Source organism: Pseudarthrobacter sp. fls2-241-R2A-127 (genome assembly GCF_030209355.1).
GTDB lineage: Bacteria > Actinomycetota > Actinomycetes > Actinomycetales > Micrococcaceae > Arthrobacter.
On the sequence record NZ_JARVSF010000019.1, the window covers coordinates 63,659 to 80,934 of the forward strand.

General features: G+C 67.3%; 15 protein-coding genes, 1 tRNA gene and 1 riboswitch. Of the genes, 10 read left to right on the forward strand and 6 right to left on the reverse strand.

The window, feature by feature from the left end; translation table 11 throughout:
• Window positions 1-113 precede the first annotated feature (113 nt).
• Window positions 114-295, forward strand: a riboswitch (cyclic di-AMP (ydaO/yuaA leader).
• A 70-nt stretch (window positions 296-365) separates the two neighbouring features.
• From QRN53_RS13945 to QRN53_RS13975, 7 genes are all read left to right on the forward strand, one after another.
• Window positions 366-1,043 carry a C40 family peptidase gene (locus QRN53_RS13945; protein WP_285244518.1) on the forward strand — a complete coding sequence of 226 codons (678 nt, stop codon included), beginning with the start codon at window positions 366-368 and terminating at the stop codon, window positions 1,041-1,043.
• 161 nt (window positions 1,044-1,204) lie between these two features.
• Window positions 1,205-1,972 (forward strand): NlpC/P60 family protein, encoded by a 768-nt coding sequence (locus QRN53_RS13950; RefSeq protein ID WP_285244429.1) that lies wholly within the window; start codon window positions 1,205-1,207, stop codon window positions 1,970-1,972.
• Between the two features lie 265 nt (window positions 1,973-2,237).
• On the forward strand, window positions 2,238-2,738 hold the full coding sequence (locus QRN53_RS13955; RefSeq protein WP_056331149.1) for an HNH endonuclease: 501 nt from the start codon (window positions 2,238-2,240) through the stop codon (window positions 2,736-2,738).
• Between the two features lie 42 nt (window positions 2,739-2,780).
• The gene (locus QRN53_RS13960) at window positions 2,781-3,779 is read left to right on the forward strand and encodes an NTP transferase domain-containing protein (RefSeq protein WP_285244430.1); all 999 of its coding nucleotides are present in this window, start codon (window positions 2,781-2,783) and stop codon (window positions 3,777-3,779) included.
• The gene (locus QRN53_RS13965) at window positions 3,776-5,236 is read left to right on the forward strand and encodes a molybdopterin molybdotransferase MoeA (protein WP_285244431.1); all 1,461 of its coding nucleotides are present in this window, start codon (window positions 3,776-3,778) and stop codon (window positions 5,234-5,236) included. Before QRN53_RS13960 ends, QRN53_RS13965 begins: the two co-directional genes overlap by 4 nt.
• Before the next feature lie 50 nt (window positions 5,237-5,286).
• Window positions 5,287-6,165, forward strand: a complete 879-nt coding sequence (gene fdhD, locus QRN53_RS13970; protein WP_285244432.1) for a formate dehydrogenase accessory sulfurtransferase FdhD — start codon at window positions 5,287-5,289, stop codon at window positions 6,163-6,165.
• Between the two features lie 105 nt (window positions 6,166-6,270).
• Complete coding sequence (locus tag QRN53_RS13975) at window positions 6,271-9,303, forward strand: alpha-mannosidase (RefSeq protein ID WP_285244433.1); 3,033 nt, start codon at window positions 6,271-6,273, stop codon at window positions 9,301-9,303.
• Between the two features lie 210 nt (window positions 9,304-9,513).
• Here the strand turns inward: QRN53_RS13975 and QRN53_RS13980 are convergent, their stop codons facing one another.
• Both QRN53_RS13980 and QRN53_RS13985 read right to left on the reverse strand, forming a co-directional pair.
• Complete coding sequence (locus QRN53_RS13980) at window positions 9,514-10,248, reverse strand: hypothetical protein (protein WP_285244434.1); 735 nt, start codon at window positions 10,246-10,248, stop codon at window positions 9,514-9,516.
• Window positions 10,245-10,976, reverse strand: a complete 732-nt coding sequence (locus QRN53_RS13985; protein ID WP_285244435.1) for a hypothetical protein — start codon at window positions 10,974-10,976, stop codon at window positions 10,245-10,247. The genes QRN53_RS13980 and QRN53_RS13985 overlap by 4 nt, the downstream gene beginning before the upstream one ends.
• Before the next feature lie 253 nt (window positions 10,977-11,229).
• Here QRN53_RS13985 and QRN53_RS13990 point away from each other — a divergent pair, with 253 nt between their 5' ends.
• On the forward strand, window positions 11,230-12,897 hold the full coding sequence (locus QRN53_RS13990) for an ABC-F family ATP-binding cassette domain-containing protein (RefSeq protein WP_285244436.1): 1,668 nt from the start codon (window positions 11,230-11,232) through the stop codon (window positions 12,895-12,897).
• On the forward strand, window positions 12,894-14,807 hold the full coding sequence (locus QRN53_RS13995; RefSeq protein WP_285244437.1) for an ABC transporter ATP-binding protein: 1,914 nt from the start codon (window positions 12,894-12,896) through the stop codon (window positions 14,805-14,807). The genes QRN53_RS13990 and QRN53_RS13995 overlap by 4 nt, the downstream gene beginning before the upstream one ends.
• A 22-nt stretch (window positions 14,808-14,829) precedes the next feature.
• Here the strand turns inward: QRN53_RS13995 and QRN53_RS14000 are convergent, their stop codons facing one another.
• The 3 genes from QRN53_RS14000 to QRN53_RS14010 all read right to left on the reverse strand — a co-directional run bounded on the left by QRN53_RS14000 (window position 14,830) and on the right by QRN53_RS14010 (window position 15,793).
• Window positions 14,830-15,243, reverse strand: a complete 414-nt coding sequence (locus QRN53_RS14000; RefSeq protein ID WP_285244438.1) for an NUDIX hydrolase — start codon at window positions 15,241-15,243, stop codon at window positions 14,830-14,832.
• The gene (locus QRN53_RS14005; RefSeq protein ID WP_285244439.1) at window positions 15,240-15,719 is read right to left on the reverse strand and encodes a DUF6314 family protein; all 480 of its coding nucleotides are present in this window, start codon (window positions 15,717-15,719) and stop codon (window positions 15,240-15,242) included. Before QRN53_RS14005 ends, QRN53_RS14000 begins: the two co-directional genes overlap by 4 nt.
• Window position 15,720: 1 nt before the next feature.
• A tRNA-Arg gene (locus tag QRN53_RS14010) sits at window positions 15,721-15,793 on the reverse strand.
• Window positions 15,794-15,878: 85 nt separating this feature from the next.
• Here QRN53_RS14010 and QRN53_RS14015 point away from each other — a divergent pair.
• Entirely contained in the window at window positions 15,879-16,652 is a 774-nt protein-coding gene (locus QRN53_RS14015; protein ID WP_285244440.1) for a DUF998 domain-containing protein, read from the forward strand.
• Here QRN53_RS14015 and QRN53_RS14020 read toward each other — a convergent pair.
• Window positions 16,649-17,275, reverse strand: a complete 627-nt coding sequence (locus QRN53_RS14020) for a hypothetical protein (protein WP_285244441.1) — start codon at window positions 17,273-17,275, stop codon at window positions 16,649-16,651. The two genes, QRN53_RS14015 and QRN53_RS14020, sit on opposite strands and share 4 nt — an antisense overlap.
• Window position 17,276 lies beyond the last annotated feature (1 nt).

Here is a 17,276-nt window from a genome sequence, read left to right on the forward strand (position 1 = left end):
CTCTCAGATCGCAGTGACCTGCCGTGACCTGAATGTGACATTGAAGCAAAACTGCTGTACCGTCTAACTTGCGTCAACTTTTCCGAAGTTGACGCTCTTGAGTGGATTGCCTAACTCTGCCACCGCTCAAGGTCCGTTCGCATTTCATCGTCTGGCAGGGGCGGGGGAACCAATTTTGGCCTTCTGCAGTCCGGAAGGCCTTGGGGTTAAGTCACGAGCTTCCCAGGAAGCGAAGTGGCCGGGTGACTCCCATCCGAATCCGACAGCTCACCTCGCAGGCATTGGGAGAGGCTACCTTCGTGTCTTCACGCCATAATTCTGCGCGCCACCGTGCGCAAACGGTTCGCGCCAACCCCTTGGACGCCGTGTCCAAGGCCGTGAGCGCCAACGCCGGGACCGTGGGGCGCCAGGCTGCCGTTGTGGCGGCCGCTTCGGGCCTCATCCTGAGCATGGGCCTGCCGGCCAACGCAGCGGACACCACCGCTGGTATCTCGGCCTCCACGGAGTCCGGTTCGTCGCAGACCGCCCTTGCTGTCACCGCAGCCCCCACGGCCACCGTTTCCTTTGAGCGCCCGGCGGTCAAGACCACCGCCGCCCCGAAGGTTGAAACGGTACGCACCCAGTCCACCGCGCCGGCGGACCGCACCGCCAATGCTGCCGGCCAGGAGGCGTCCACGGCCGGGCAGGCGGTGGAGGCCGTTTCTTCCGCCGCCACCTCGGGCATCGCTGCGATCGCCTACACCGGCATTGGCCACCCCTACGTGTGGGGCGGCACCACTCCCAACGGCTGGGACTGCTCCGGATTCGTCCAGTGGGTCTACGCCCAGGCCGGGATCAGCATCCCCCGCACGAACGCGTGGAGCATCATGACGCCCACCTCCACCCCGCAGCCCGGTGACCTCGTGGTCCAGAACGGCGGCGCACACGTTGGCATCTACGTCGGCAACGGCATGATGATCAGCGCCCTCAACCCCTCGCAGGGAACCATGCTCCACTCGCCTGCAGCCACCGGTACTTCCACGTACTACCACCTGAATAAGTAGTTCTTGGGCTCCAAGGTCCAAGGGCTATTTCTTTGCCCAAAGCTTTTTCGCTAGAAACCACATCCCCGTTCGGGATGCGCCGGCGTACCCCCAAGATGCCGGCGCATCGAACCCCCTCGGACAGGCCACCGCGGTCCAGAGGAAAACGAAAGAGAGAACTGATGACGACTCGTGCTACCGCACGGCACCGCGCCGAGGTCACCAAAACCAACTCAATCGCAATCATTGCCAAGGCTGTCAGCGACAACGCCGGTGGCATGGGCCGCCAGGCTGCAGTAATCGCCGCAGCTTCCGGCCTGGTCCTGACCAGCGGCATCGCAGCAAACGCCGCCGACACCAACGTCAAGCGCGACTCCGCTCCGGCGTCGGCGATGGAAGTTGAATCAGCCGTAGACGCTCCGATCTCCGCGGCTTCCACCATCGCCATCAGCTTCGAGAAGCCCGCCGTCACCACCACCCCGGCTCCGGCGCCCGTGCCCGAGGTCGCCGTGCAGGAAGCCGCGCCGGCTCCCGTTGCCCAGACCGTCGCCGCCCCCAAGGTCACCGCCAAGGTTGCCACCGCCGCTGCCACGGCTGCTCCGGCCGCCCAGGTTTCCGCCAGCGGAAAGGGCGCTGCCATCCTGTCCGCTGCCTACGCGCAGCTCGGCGTACACCAGGACTGCACCATGCTGGTCACCAACGCACTGGCCGCCGTGGGCATCCACTTCCACGACTGGCCCGCCGGCTACCTGTCACTGGGTGACACCGTGCCCATGTCCCAGGCCCAGCCCGGCGACCTGCTGTACTACGCCGATGGCGGTGGAGGAATGGCCCACATCGCTGTCTACGCCGGTAACGGCATGGCCGTCCACGGCGGTTTCAACGGCAACGACACGGTGGTGTTCAGCGCCAACGTCGGCTCCGGCCCGGTTGCCATCCGCGTCCGCTAAGTACTACTGCCAGCTGCCATCGGCGGCGCAGAAGCTTTGCCCGGAAAGACCCCTGCCTCTGCGGCGGGGGTCTTTTCCTGTTTAACTCTTGCCATTCGCTGCATCCAATCCCCGGCGCCGGGGCGGGGAACCGGTTTTCGCGTGTGCCGATTACCTCATATTGCTTTTCTCTGTTTACTCTTGTGGTGTCGATCCATAGCCCGGACATGCCGAGGGCAGCCGGCCCTCGTGCCCCTGACGGGTGCGGCCGTGAAGAGGTACGTGCATGCGCACTCTCGTTCTGAATGCTGGATATGAACCGCTGGCGGTTATCACCTTCCGCCGGGCGCTGGTACTTGTGCTTACAGGCAAGGCGAGTGTGGTGGCCGAGGGGGACGACCCCGTGGTTGGCCCCACCGACGTCCTGGGCCGCCCGTCCGTGATCCTCCTGAACCGCTACATCCGCCCCCGGTACAACCACTCAACGGCGGTCAGCCGCCGTGGCGTGCTCCGGCGTGACGGGCATAAGTGTGCATATTGCGGCAAAGCAGCGCACACAATCGACCATGTCCACCCCAAATCGCGGGGTGGGGCCGATTCCTGGGAGAACCTCGTGGCTGCCTGCCTGCGGTGCAATAACGTCAAGGGTGACCACACCCCGGCCGAGATGGGATGGACCCTGCGGTTCGTGCCGGAGCCGCCGCACGGAACCATCTGGCAAATCAAGGAGCTGGAGAAGCCAACCCCCGCCTGGGACCCGTTCCTCCTTCCCGAGCGTGCAGCCTGATAAACGTCCGCTGGGCAGGTTGCTGTTCGCTAGGCTGGGTGGGTGCAACCGGACCCGTTGATCTTTGATGCCCTGATCCTGGCGGGCGGTCGGTCATCACGGCTGGGCGGCGTGCCCAAGCAATCGCTGGTCCTCCGGGGACGAACCCTCCTGGAATGGACCCTCCAGGCCGCTTCCGGTGCCCGCCACACCGTGGTGGTTGGTGATGTTGCCCCCGGCAGCGGCGAAGCATCCTCCGAAACGTCCGGTCCCGCCCACTCCCTGCCGCCCGGCGTACTGTCCTGCCGGGAGGAGCCTGCGTTTGCCGGTCCCGCAGCCGGCATTTCGGCCGGCCTCGATTCCCTTGCCAAGCACGGGGGAGGCGCGCCCTTCACCTTGGTTCTTGCCTGCGACATGCCGCTGGCAACCCAGGCAGTGGCGATGCTGCGGGAAGCGGTGGCAGCTGCCGGCGGTGACAGGGGTGCCATGGCCCGCTCCGCCGACGGGAGGGAACAGCCGCTGGCGGGAATATATGACACTAGTGAGTTAAAAAGATCGTGTAGCGAGTTGGCCGGCCGGAATGCCCTGGTCAACGGTTCCGTGCGGGCTCTCCTTGCTAATCTGGACGTGCAGCTTGTCACAGTCCCTGCCGGGTCCACTGCCGATGTGGATACGTGGGATGATGCTGCCGCGCTGGGGATCGCCGCCGGGAGCCAGCGTGAAGACTTTGACCAAAACGTGCGGAGTCAACGTGGGAGGCAAGTCGTGAAAAGCCAGGACGAAACGCTCGAGGAATGGTGCAGGGCCCTGCTCCAGGCGTACAAGCTGGAGGACGTCCAGGTGGACGTGAACGCAGTGCTGTCCCTTGCCGGCGTCGCTGCCCACGCCGTCGTCCGTCCGGCCGCTCCACTCACCACCTTCATCGCAGGCTTCGCCGCCGGCCTGGCGGCCGCGCCCGGCAGGGAGATGGACAGCGAGTCCATGGATGCGGCTATGGCCGTGGCCCGCTCCCTGGCTGCCGACTACGACAATGAAGCTGCCGCCGGGACCCCCGGCGAATGACTGCAGAACTCCGCGACTGGCCGGAGGTCCCACCCGCCAACGGCCCGGAAGCACCACAGGGGATACCTGGGCCCGCAAAAACCGGGCCGGAGTCCGCGGAGCCGGACGCGGCTGAAACAGGCCACGGGCACCACCACCTGGCGCACACCTGGGAAGAAGCCCGGCAGGCTGCGTTCGATGCCGCCACCCCGATCCCGCCAGGGCCGGTGCCGTTGCGCCTGGCCCTCGGCCGCAGGCTCGACCAGGACATCCTGGCATTCCACGACATGCCGCACTACGCGTCCTCAGCCATGGACGGCTGGGCGGTCAACGGCAGCGGCCCGTGGATTCCCGTTGACCCGGGAAACCGCCTGGCCCCGCACCAGGCAAGCATCATCGTCACCGGAGGCCTGATCCCGGCCGGCGGCAAGGCGGTCCTCAGGACCGAGAACGCGGTCCTGGCCACGGACGACGAAGGCCTCCCGCTGCTGACGACCGGTGGAAAGGCGCGCCCCGGGGAACCCCGCGCCGGCGAACACATCCGGAAGGCGGGCGAGGAAGCCCTGGAGGGGGACGTCCTGGTCAAAGCCGGGGTGGACCTCAATCCCGCACACCTGGCACTTGCCGCACTGGCCGGCCATGATGAACTCCACGTCCAGGGAAAGCCCGTGGTGCGCCTGGTCCTGACAGGTTCGGAGGTAGTCGAAGAAGGCACCCCGGATCCCGGCCAGGTGCGCGATACCTTCGGCCCGCAGTTGCAGGGCGTCATCGCCATGCTGGGTGGCATACCGGGCGGTCAGCAGCGGATCGGGGACTCCTACGGGGAGTGGCTCGCCGCGCTCGAAGATGATGTGCCTGAGGTGACGGACGCGCCGGACCTGCCTGCCGACGTCGTCATCACCACCGGAGGAACCGGGCGCTCCGGAACCGACCACTTCCGGCGTGCCGTGGCTGAACTCGGCGGGCGGCTGGTCATCGACGGCGTGGCCATGCGTCCCGGGCACCCCGCCGTCCTTGCCGAACTTCCGGACGGCCGCTTTGTCTTGGGCCTCCCGGGCAACCCGCTCGCGGCCATGATGGCACTGTCCACCGTGGGCGCCCCGCTCCTCGCCGCGCTGGGCCACGACGCCATGCCCGCCGTGCAGGAAGTTCCGTGCGGGACCATGATCGAGCCGGACCCCGGGCGCACCCGGCTGATGCCGTTCCGGCTGTTGTATGGCATGGCATCGCCCGCCCAGCACACAGGACCCGGCATGATGCGGGGCCTTGCTGCCGCCGACGGCGTGCTGGTGGTACCGCCGCACGGCGTACAACTGGGGGAGCTGGTACCGGCCTTCGCCCTGCCCTGGGGCCCGCCCATTCCGGCGCCCGTGGACGCGACAGCCAAAGCCAAGCCCCGAACCGCCGGACGGACGGGGCAGCCCAAGGCCAAGCCCGCAGCCAGCGGCCCCGTGGACTGGAGCGCGCTGCTGGACTGAGCCGGGCCGCAAAAGTGCCATGATGGAGTCATGACGAGGCAGGCTGGACCATGGGACGCGTAACCCAGCGCCGAAAGGTGCACAAGTATGTACTGGACGGATCGCCGGGTGCGCTGGAATACCCGGTCCGCCACCGCGAAGACGTCCTTGCCGTGGAGGAGCCGCTGGAAATCCGGATCGGCAAGCTGTCCTACTCGGTGACCATGCGGACCCCCGGGGACGACTTTGACCTGGTGGCCGGATTCCTGGTCTCCGAGGGCGTCATCTGGGCTCCGGAGCAGCTGGTATCGCTGCGCTTCTGTGCCGGCGAGGACGAGGACGGCGTCCAGACGTTCAACGTGGTGGAGGCACAGCTGCGGCCCGGCGTCGACGTTCCCGACACCGGGCGGAAGGTCTACACCTCCAGCTCTTGCGGCATCTGCGGAACGGACTCCATCGATGCGGTCCAGAAGTCCTCGCATTTCAGCCCGCAGTCGGACCCGCTGACAGTCGATGCCGAGGTCCTCGCGTCGCTGCCTGGCCTGCTGCGGAAATCGCAGCGCCTCTTTGACGATACCGGCGGAGTGCACGCTGCGGGCCTTTTCAGGATTGGGGACGACGGCGAACCGCGCCTTCTGTGCCTGCGCGAGGACGTAGGACGGCACAACGCCGTGGACAAGGTGGTGGGGTGGGCGCTGCGCGAAGGCCTCCTGCCGCTGACCGGCACCGTCCTGCAGGTGTCTGGCAGGGCGTCCTTCGAACTGGTGCAGAAGGCATCCCTCGCCGGAATTCCCGTCCTGGCCGCCGTCAGCGCCCCATCGAGCCTTGCCGTGGAGCTGGCCGAGGCCAACGGGCTGACCGTGGCGGGCTTCAGCCGCGGCACCAGCTTCAACGTCTACACTGGCGAAGCCCGGATCCTGCGACCGGAAGCTGCCGTCCCGCGCGCCTAAGGTTGAACGCTCGGGCCGAGGGGGTTGGATGCCGGGAAGCCAGCGGGTAGATTTATCCATCGAATGGACACGATGATCCAGTTTCAAGCTTAAAGAGGACCCATATTGCATGACGACCGCAGGATCACGGAAGTCCGCCTGGCAAGGTTTGTGCGCGAGCGCATCAACCCAGCCGCCTACAGCAGGACGGTCCCGCTTGCCCTGAGCAGCTGGGAGGTCCCCGGCGAACCAGTCCCCGCGCTGGAGGCGATGCGGCAACAGTTCCAGCCGCAGGAACACGGCGCACCCTGGGGAAGGCCGTGGGGCACCACATGGCTCCGGCTGCAGGGAGAAGTACCGGAATCATGGGCCAGCGGCCCGGACACCACCTTGGAGGTGGTGGTGGACCTCGGGTTCACCACCGAGGCGCCCGGGTTCCAGTGCGAGGGCATCGCCTGGCGTTCAGACGGGTCCATCATCAAGGCGATCTCTCCCCGCAACCAGTACATCCCGCTGAAGCTCCTGGGCAGCGGTATGGCCGTGGATTTCTACGTGGAGGCCGCCGCGAACCCTGACATGGCACAGGGCTGGACTTTCGCAGCCACTCCGCTGGGCGACAAGGCAACAGCCGGGGGAGCCCCGCAGTACCGGCTCGGGACCATCGCCATCGCGGAACTGAACCAGTGCGTGTGGGAACTCCAGCAGGACGTCTGGACCCTGTCCGGCCTGATGGAACAGCTGCCATTGGAGCTGCCACGCCGCCACGAGATCCTCAGGGCTCTGGAACGAATGATGGACGTGATGGACCCGGACGACGTCGCCGGGACCGCGGCGGCAGGGCGTGAGGCGCTCGCCGACGTCATGCGCCGCCCCGCGTACGCCTCCGCGCACCAACTGGTGGCCACCGGCCATGCACACATCGACTCCGCTTGGCTCTGGCCCGTCCGTGAAACGATCCGCAAGTGCGCCAGGACGTTTTCCAACGTCGTGGCCCTGATGGACGAAGACCCGGGCTTCGTCTTCTCCTGTTCCTCTGCCCAGCAGCTGGCTTGGATCAAGGAGTACTACCCGGAGTTGTTCGGACGGATCCGCGAGAAGGTGCGCGCCGGGCAGTTCGTTCCGGTCGGCGGCATGTGGGTGGAATCCGATACCAACATGCCCGGCGGCGAAGCCATGGCCCGGCAGTTCGTGGAGGGCAAGGGCTTCTTCCTCTCCGAGTTCGGCATCGAGTGCCGCGAGGCGTGGCTGCCGGACTCGTTCGGGTACAGCGCGGCGCTTCCCCAGATCGTCAAAGCCGCAGGCAGCCGCTGGTTCCTCACGCAAAAGATCTCCTGGAACCAGACCAACAAGATGCCCCACCACACGTTCAACTGGGAAGGCATCGACGGCACCCGCCTGTTCACCCATTTCCCGCCGGTGGACACGTATAACTCGGACCTCAGCGGCCGCGACCTGGCCCACGCCGAGCGCAACTACCGGGACCACGGACGCGGCACCGTGTCCTTGGTGCCCTTTGGCTTCGGCGACGGCGGCGGCGGTCCCACGCGCGAGATGCTGGCTGCCGCAGCCCGCACCCGGGACCTGGAAGGCTCACCCAAGGTGAGGGTCGGGTCGGCGGAGAGCTTCTTCCGGCAGGCCGAAGAAGACTACCAGGGGCTGCCCGTCTGGGTGGGCGAGATGTACCTGGAGCTGCACCGCGGCACGTACACTAGCCAGGCCCGGACCAAGAAAGGCAACCGGCGCAGCGAGCACCTGCTCCGCGAGGCGGAGCTGTGGTGCGCCACTGCTGCGGTCCGTACCGGCAGCGGCTACGAGTACCCGTTGGCGGAACTCCGGCGGCTCTGGCAGTTGGTGCTGCTGCAGCAGTTCCACGACATCCTGCCGGGCAGCTCCATAGCCTGGGTGCACCAGGATGCCGAGCGGAACTACCAGGCCATCGAAACCGCCCTTGAAGCGATCATTGGCGAGGCGGCCGCAGCCATGCTGGGCCAAGGCGAACAGCAGTTTCTGCTCAATGCGGCCCCGCATGCGCGGCAGGGTGTTCCGGCCCTCTCAGCCGCAGCGCCCGTGGCCCCGACGGAAGCCGCGCAGGCCACCAGGGACGGTGGCTGCTGGATCCTTGACAACGGCATCATCCGCGCCGTGGTGGACGCCGACGGACTGCTGGTTTCGCTGCGCGACCACGCCACCGGCCGCGAAGCTATCGCCCCCGGCCAACGCGGCAACCTGCTGGAGCTGCACCGGGATACGCCCAATGAATGGGATGCCTGGGACATTGACGAGTTCTACCGGCGCAACGTCACTGCGCTGCGGCACGCGGAATCAGTCCGGCTGGTCACTGACGGGGCGAACGCCGTCGTCGTCGTGGACCGGCTGGCAGGTGCCTCGCCGCTCACGCAGCGCATCACCCTTGCGCCCGGCAGCCCGTCACTGGAAATCCGCACCTCGGTGGACTGGCAGGAGCGCGAGAAGCTGCTCAAGCTGGGCTTTGCCCTGGATCTCAGGGCCGACAGGTCGGCCTCTGAAACCCAGTTCGGCCATGTCTTCCGGCCCACCCACACCAACACCTCCTGGGAGGCGGCGAAGTTCGAAATCTGCGCGCACCGTTGGATCCACGTTGGCGAACCCGGCTACGGCGTGGCCGTTTCCAACTCGTCCACGTACGGGCACGACGTAGGCAGGGCGGTCAGGGAAGCGGACGGCGGCACCACCACGACGGTGCGGTTGTCCCTTCTGCGGGCACCCAAATTCCCCGACCCCGACGCCGACCGCGGCCGCCACGAGCTGACCGTGTCCATTCGCCCGGGGGCCGGCATCGCCGAGGCCATCGAGGAAGGGTACCGGACCAACCTGGCGCCCCGGCTGATGCGCGGCGCGGCGCCGGTGGAGCCGCTGTTCACGGTCAGCAATCCAGCATTGGTGGTCGAGGCGGTCAAGTGTGCGCAGGACGGTTCCGGAGATGTCGTGGTAAGGCTCTACGAGTCCCTGGGGCAGCGCTCCGCCGGGCATATCGCTGCCAACTTCCCCGTCCGGGCAGTGGTGGCCACAGATCTCCTGGAGCGGGCGGCCGAGGCCCCGGGAGTGGTTCCCGGCGAGGGCGGGGCCGGGCTCAGCCTCCGGCCGTTCCAGCTGGTCACCCTGCGCTTCACCCGGAAATAGCGGTTCCAAGGCGGGCACAAGGGCCCTTAAACAGGCTGAGTGGGGGCGGTCCCCAACGATCCGCCACCACTCATCCCCCCAATGTGCGCAAAGGCATACTGGACAGCCCGGCGATTGAGAATTTATCCCCGTTCAAAAGCGCCTGGCCTGCCCGCCTTCACACATTCATGATTGTGTCACACACTAATGATTTTGTGAAAGCTGGAAATGTTACGTTTCGGTAGATGTCTTCCGGGACCTGGCCTGGCGGTTCACTACCCTCGCCGTCCAGATCAGGGCCAGGCCAACGACGTAGCAGAGGACTGCCGAGTAATTGATGATGAATTCCATCGCGTTCAGGGCCGGCGGGATCAGAGGAAAGAGCAGGGTCAGCGCAACGGCTGCGCCGCCCAGGGCCAGCAACCCGGCGGCAATCCGCACCAGGAGGGGCAGGCGTTCCTGCACTGCGCGCACCATGGGCGGCACGAGGGCCAGGGCAACAAACGCCGGGTAGGCCCGGCCTGCCGCGCCGTAGTACTCGACTAGCGCGAAGTTGCGTCCATCCTTGGCGGAGATGGCCACCAGTCCTGCAGAGGAGCCTGATGTGTCCATCAGCAGGAACAACGCCACCATCACGGCCGAGATCGTGAGCAGCACCATGAGCCCGGTCCTCCCCGTGATCAGCCGGTAGGCCCCGTCAGCGCCGAAGCCCCGGGAGACACGGATGCCCAGGAAGAAGATGGCGCCGAAGACGACGAAGCGAAGCAGCAGGTTGGCCAGGTTGATCCCGCCCATGGCCTGGTCGATGACGACGTAGGGGCCTTGGATGCTCAACAGGATGGCAAGCGTCATCAACGCAAAGATGCCGAACAAAGAACGGTTTTCGCCGCGGAGGGCGCTGGGAATGCGCGCTGCCGCAACGAGGCCGCAAATGGCCAGCGTGGTCCACTGGAGGGTCTCGATCATCCCAGGTTCTCCCATATTTTTTCGGTTTGTGCCTGGTCTTGTTCATGCCGGCGCAGCACTTTACCCAAGGCCTGCAGCCTGTCTCCTGCGAGCACGGTGAGTTCTCCGTCGGAGAGGCTGTCCAGCGCGGCCTGCCGGGCCCCCGCGGGCCAGCCGGCCTCCTCCTCGGTGACAAGCCCCGTTGCCACCAGGCCGCCCACCGGGCCCACCCCTGCCGCCACGGCGGTGGCCATGGCGAGTTCGGGGGAGAGCCGGTTGGCAGTCAGCTGGGCTGAATAGTTCTGCGGAGCCACACCGGTGCTGGCCGAGACCCGCTGCCGGACCTCGCCGTCGTCGATCGCATCAACCCAGTTCTTCACCGAGGTGGCGTGCGGGGCCGGCCCCAGGACGGGTGTGGAAGCTCCCTGGACCGGGTCCATTGCGGACCGGACCAAAAGGGCCCGCAGGAGGTCGGCCGTGGAAATCTGGCTTACCAGCTCGCACTTGGTGGGAGGGTGGGGCGGGCCGGCCAGGACGCTGTAGTCGTCGAAGCCGGCCAGCGACGCGACCGGGTTGGCGTGGTAGGCGCGGCTGATGCTGACCACCGTGTTGACTGCCACCTTGCCCCGGACCAGCTGCTGGGCGAGTGTGGTGCGCTTGATCCCGGAGACCCGGCAGACGTCCGCAGTGCTGGCATCGGGGGCGATGCTTTGCAGCCAGCGCTGAAACGCCTTGGCGGGAATGCTCATGGAAAGCCCTCTGCAGAACGGGTGATTATGTGGATAACTTTACCGTGCCGGCCGGTGCGCAGCCGTGCCGCGGATTTTGCCCGCAACCCACATTCGTCTATAGTTGATGGTCGAGCCCGTTGGTCCGTACACCCCCCAAGTCCGGACCAGCGGGTTCTTCTATGTCCTGCAGCCCCAGCGGCGCCGCGGCCCCGAAACCGCTGCTGCGCCGGCCGCATATGGGCTTCCCGGGCAGCGGCGAAAGGACGAATCAATGACTGCAACCCTCGTTGCCAAGGACGTCTCCGGCGGCCATGGGCACCGTGAGCTCTTCTCCGGGCTTTCGCTGACGGTAGCCCCGGGCGACGTCGTCGGGGTCGTGGGAGCGAACGGCGCCGGGAAGTCCACCCTGTTGCGCCTGCTCGCCGGCGTGGACCAGCCCCAGGGCGGTTCCATCAGCCTTGCCCCGGCAGACGCCTTCGTTGGCTGGCTGCCGCAGGAGCACGACCGCCTCTCCGGTGAAACCGTGGCCCGGTATATTGCCCGCCGGACCGGCTGCGCCGAAGCGACCCTGCAGATGGAAACCACCGCCGAAGGCCTGGGCTCCGGCGCGCCCGGGGCAGATGATGCCTACTCCCGGGCGTTCGACCGCTGGATGGCTTCCGGAGCCGCGGACCTCGACGACCGGATCCCCGCTGTGCTGGCCGACCTCGGGCTGGATGCTGGTCCCGATGCGCTGATGACCGGACTGTCCGGCGGCCAGGCCGCCCGGGTTGCCCTGGCTGCACTGCTGCTGAGCCGCTTCGACGTGGTGCTGCTCGATGAGCCCACGAACGACCTTGACCTCGCCGGTTTGGCCACGCTGGAAAACTTTGTCAAGGGGCTCCGCGGCGGCGTGGTGCTGGTAAGCCACGACCGTGAGTTCCTGGCCCGCTGCGTGACGCGGGTGGTGGAGCTGGACCTGGCGCAGAACAGCGTGGCCGTCTACGACGGCGGCTACGACGCCTTCCTCGAGGAACGTGCGGTGGCGCGCCGGCACGCCCGCGAGAAGTACGAGGACTTTGCGGCCACCAAGGCAGACCTGGTGTCCCGCGCACGGACCCAGCGGGAGTGGAGCTCCCAGGGCGTCCGGAATGCCATGAAGAAGAACCCGGACAACGACAAGATCCGGCGGGCCGCCAGCACCGAGTCTTCGGAGAAGCAGGCCCAGAAGGTCCGTCAAATGGAGTCCCGCATCGCCCGGCTGGACGTCGTGGAAGAGCCCCGCAAGGAATGGCAGCTCCAGTTCAGCATCGGGCAGGCTCCCCGCTCCAGCGCCGTCGTGGCCACCTTGCGCGACGTGGTGGCCCGCCAGGGTGACTTCACCCTGGGGCCGGTCAACCTCCAGCTCAACGGCGGAGAACGGATCGGGATCACCGGGCCCAACGGCGCCGGTAAATCGACCCTGCTGCGGCTGCTGCTGGGCACCCAGGAACCGGACGACGGCGAGGCCTCCATGGGTGCCTCCGTCGCCGTCGGCGAAATCGACCAGGCCCGCGGGCTGCTTGACGGCAGCCGGGCGCTCGGCGACGCCGTCGAAGCCGTGCTGGCTGACTGGACCGGCGCCGACGTCCGCACGCTCCTGGCCAAGTTCGGGCTCAAGGCGGACCATACCTCCCGGACCGTGGATTCCCTGTCCCCGGGGGAGCGGACCCGGGCCGCCCTGGCGTTGCTCCAGGCGCGCGGGGTAAACCTGCTGGTACTGGACGAACCCACCAACCATCTCGACCTGCCCGCCATTGAGCAGCTGGAAGAGGCCCTGGAAAGCTACGACGGTGCGCTGTTGCTGGTCACCCACGACCGCCGCCTGCTCGAAAATGTCCGCCTCGACTCACGGTGGCACCTGGAAAACGGAACCGTCCAGGAACTCCACCACACTGCAAGCCAGGAGAAACAACCATGAGCATGGACCGCGTGGCCTGGAGCTCCCTCTACAACATCAGCACCGCCAAGAGCGGCTCGAAGCCGTTCTCCAAGGAAACCCTGAAGCGGGTGCTGGCCTTCGCCGCGCCGCACAAGGGCAAGCTCATCGCCTTTGTGCTCTCCTCCGTGGCAGCGGCCTTCCTGGCCGTCGCCACCCCGGTGCTTGCCGGCCAGGTGGTGGACGCCATCATCGCCAAGTCGGATGCCGGTACCGTGATCTGGCTGGCGGTGCTGATCGCCATCGTGGCCGTGGGGGAGGCGGGGGTGGGGCTGCTGACCCGCTGGCTGTCCTCCACCATCGGCGAAGGCGTCATCGTGGACCTCCGCACCCGGGTGTTCGACCACGTGCAGCGCATGCCCATCGCCTTCTTCACCCGCACCCGCACAGGGGCGCTGGTCAGCCGCCTCAACAACGACGTCATCGGGGCACAGTCAGCTTTTGCCGGTACCCTGTCCGGCGTCGTGAGCAACTCCGTGGCGTTGATCCTGACCCTGGCCGTGATGCTCAACAAGTCCTGGCTCGTGACTGTCCTCGCCATGGTGCTGCTGCCGATCTTCCTCATTCCCGCCCGGCGCATGGGCTCCAAGCTGGCCGACCTGCGCCGTGAAGCCGCTGCGCACAACGCCGCCATGGGCACCCAGATGACGGAGCGGTTCTCCGCCCCCGGCGCCACGCTGGTAAAGCTGTTCGGCCGCCCGGATGAGGAATCCCGCGAGTTCGCCGCCCGTGCCGGCCGCGTCCGCGACATCGGCGTGCGCATGGCCATGCTGCAGTTCACGTTCGTCACGGCCCTGACCCTGGTGTCCGCGCTGGCACTGGCACTGGTCTACGGACTGGGCGGCTGGCTCGCCCTCGGCGGCCAGCTCGCCCCCGGAGACGTGGTGGTCCTGGCGCTCCTCCTGACCCGGCTCTACGCCCCACTCACGGCGCTGTCCAACGCCCGGGTGGAAGTCATGAGCGCCCTGGTCAGCTTTGAACGCGTCTTCGAAATCCTGGACCTGGAACCCCTGATCCAGCAGAAGCCGGACGCCGTGCCCGTTCCTGCCGGGCCGGTGTCCGTGGAGTTCGACAACGTCCGGTTCGCCTACCCCTCCGCGGACAAGGTCTCCTTGGCATCGCTGGAGGAAGTTTCGACCCTTGACACCCGGGGCGGCGAGGAAGTGCTGCACGGGTTGAGCTTCCGGGTGGAACCGGGCCAGACGGTGGCCCTGGTGGGCTCCTCCGGCGCCGGTAAGTCCACCATCGCCCAGCTGCTGTCGCGGCTTTACGACGTCGACTCCGGCGCCGTGCGTCTTGGCGGCACCGCGCCGGGGGCGGGGCTGGACGTCCGGGACGCTACGTTCGATTCGCTGCGGGACACCCTGGGCATGGTGACCCAGGACGGGCACCTGTTCCACGAAACCATCGCCTCCAACCTGCGGCTGGCCCGTCCCGACGCCACGGACGAAGACATGTGGGACGTCCTGCGCCAGGCACGGCTGGAGACCATGATCAGGTCCTTGCCGGACGGCCTGGAGACAGTGGTGGGGGAGCGCGGCTACCGGCTCTCCGGCGGTGAACGCCAGCGGCTCACCATCGCCCGGCTCCTGATCGCCCAGCCCCGGGTGGTCATCCTCGATGAGGCCACCGCCGCGCTCGACTCCACGAACGAAGCGGCCGTGCAGGCAGCCCTGGGCGCCGCGCTCGAGGGGCGTACCGCCGTCGTGATTGCGCACCGGCTCTCCACCGTCCGCGCTGCAGACGCCATCCTGGTGGTGGAGGGCGGCCAAATCGTCGAACGCGGAACCCACACCGAACTGCTGGCAGCCGGCGGCCGTTACGCCGAGCTCTACCAGACACAGTTTGCCGAGGCCACGGCCGTGGCGCAGGAAGCTGTCCCCGAGTTCTAAGGGCTGGACACCCGGCCGCTGCCTAGAGGGCCCGTGCGGCCAGCAGGGGCAGGATGTGGTCCGTCAGCAGCGGCGCGAGGTCCCGTGAAAGGGCCGCGTCCGGCCTGCTGATATCCAGCCACCGGATCTCGGCGATCTCAGCTGCGGGAGTGGCCTGCCAGGTGCCCGGGGCGATGAAGACGGTGGCTTCGATGTCGGTGGCGGCCTCGTTCGCGGCGTCGGCGATCCACACCCCCATCAGTTCCAGATCCTGGGGGCGGACAACGATCCCTACCTCCTCGGCGAGTTCCCTCGCGGCTGCCTGCACAGCGGTTTCGCCCGGCTCCGGCTTGCCGCCGGGGTGCATAAACATGCCGGTCCCGCGCTTCCGTACTGTCAGGAGGCGCCCGGCGTCGTCAAACACGCAGACGGCAGAGACCACGATCCGGTCTTTCACGGGGAAATCCTTTCCAGGCGCGAGATCAGCAGGAGGTCCTTGCGGGGGCCGGTGACGTCCCAGCTGTAGCTGAAAGCGTCCGGGCCCTGGCGGGTGTAGGAGACACGGTAGGTGTCGGGGTCGCACCAGTGGGTGTCCTGGCTGGTGTCAGGGGTGAAGCTCATGCGGTGGAACGGCCTGCCGTCAGGAAAGAACACGTCCAGCGCATCGGGCTGCGGCAGGGGGTTCAGGACGTACTCCCGCGAGGCGGGACCGGTAAAAGAAGGCCAGCGCATGGTGCCTTCTTCGCGAAGGGCCAGGCCGTCGTCGTCCGTAGGGGTGAAAATCACGACGCCGGAAAAAGTTCCCCGGGTGCCGTCCGACCTGTCCAGCAGGTCCCGCTCCAGCCGCCAGCGGCCACGCCGGCCTGTGATGTGGGGTTGGTGGCTGCCCAGGAGGTAGGCGCGGAGGCTTGGCTCCGGGGAAGGAGGATTCAAGTGCCCTCGATTGGAATCGAACCAACGACACCGGCTTTAGGAGAGCCGTGCTCTATCCACTGAGCTACGAGGGCGGATGTCCGGTGGAATTCGGCGGGGCCGGTCCGTCCGGACACGGTTACAAGCATACAAGGTGCCGGGCCGTACTACGCTCAAGGCATGAGTCCAGCACCCACTGCCGCTCCCGCCACTGCCGTCACCCCCAACGTGGCGTCCACCCGGCAGTACATCGGGGCGTGGGCAGTGTTGAGTGTGCTGCAGTATTTCGCTGCCGAGGCAGCGGTGGCCATGGCGTGGGCCGGACCCCGCCCGTACAACCTGCGGACCGGGTACATCAGCGACCTGGGGGCGCTCCACTGCGGAATCTATTCCGGCCGGGATGTCTGCTCGCCCTTGAATTGGCTGATGAATGCCTCGTTCGTGGTCCAGGGCCTGGGGCTGCTGGCGGGGGCGGTACTGCTGACCTCGGGGCTGCTGCGCGTGGCCGCCCGGCCCGGCACGCGGGTGGACTGGCGGCGCCGGGAGCCCTGGCTTGCAGCCTCCGCCGTCCGGCTGCTCACCGGAGCCGCCGGGGCCGGGACCGTGGTGGTGGGGCTGGTTCCGGAGGATGCGGGCTCACCCTGGCACTACGCCGGCGCCATCACGTATTTCATCTCCGGTGGGCTGGCATTGCTGGTGCTGGGCATTCTCTGGCTTCGGAAGACCGGGATGGCGTGGTTCCTGCTGGTGTGTGGCGGCGTGTCGCTGGCGGCCACGGCCACTGGAGGGCTCACCCGCATGAAGGTTCCCGAGCCCGGCACGTTGGAGCGCCTGATGGGCTATCCGGTCACCGTGGGGATGGCCGCTGCGGGGCTGGTCATCGCCCAGCGGGTGCACCGGCACCGGAAGCAGCGGCGGGCTGCAGCGGCCGCCACAAAGGCCACGGCCGTTTAGCGCTGTTTCCGCTTCCGGCTGTTGAGGAACACCGCCGCGGCCCCGGCCAGGAGGCTCAGCACCAGAAGCACCCAGCCCGCAATGGTGAGGCCGGATGCCAACGCCACCTGGCCGGCATCGGGTCCGCTGGATGCCATCATGGCGTCGATGGCGACGTTGCCCCACAACCGGACCACCACAAACAGCATGGGCAGCGCCCAGAGTGCCCAACGCAGCGTCTTCCCTGCCACGTTGGTCCCAATGAGGAGCAGCCACGTAAACCCGAAGATCAGGGGGAAGAGCGTCCCGGCGGTCTTGTGGACGTAGCTGAGCTGGCCCAGCGCGTCGCTGTCCATCTGCCCCTGCAAGGTGCCAATGTAGCCGGCATCGAAGCCGCCCACCAGGGAATCCGGCATGGCCATCCCCTGGGAGAGCTGCGTGAGCTGGGTCAGGGTCAGCAGGTGCAGGTACCAGAACAGGAACAGGCTGGCCACCACGCCGGCAATGACGATCAGGTTGCTGTTTCCCTGTGCCTTTTCCGGCGTGCGCGCAGTGGTGGGGTTGACCACCGGTGGCAGGTGATGTTGCGGCACCGCCGCGTTGGCGCCGTGCTTCTTGATCCGCTGGGCAGGGGTTTTGGCCATG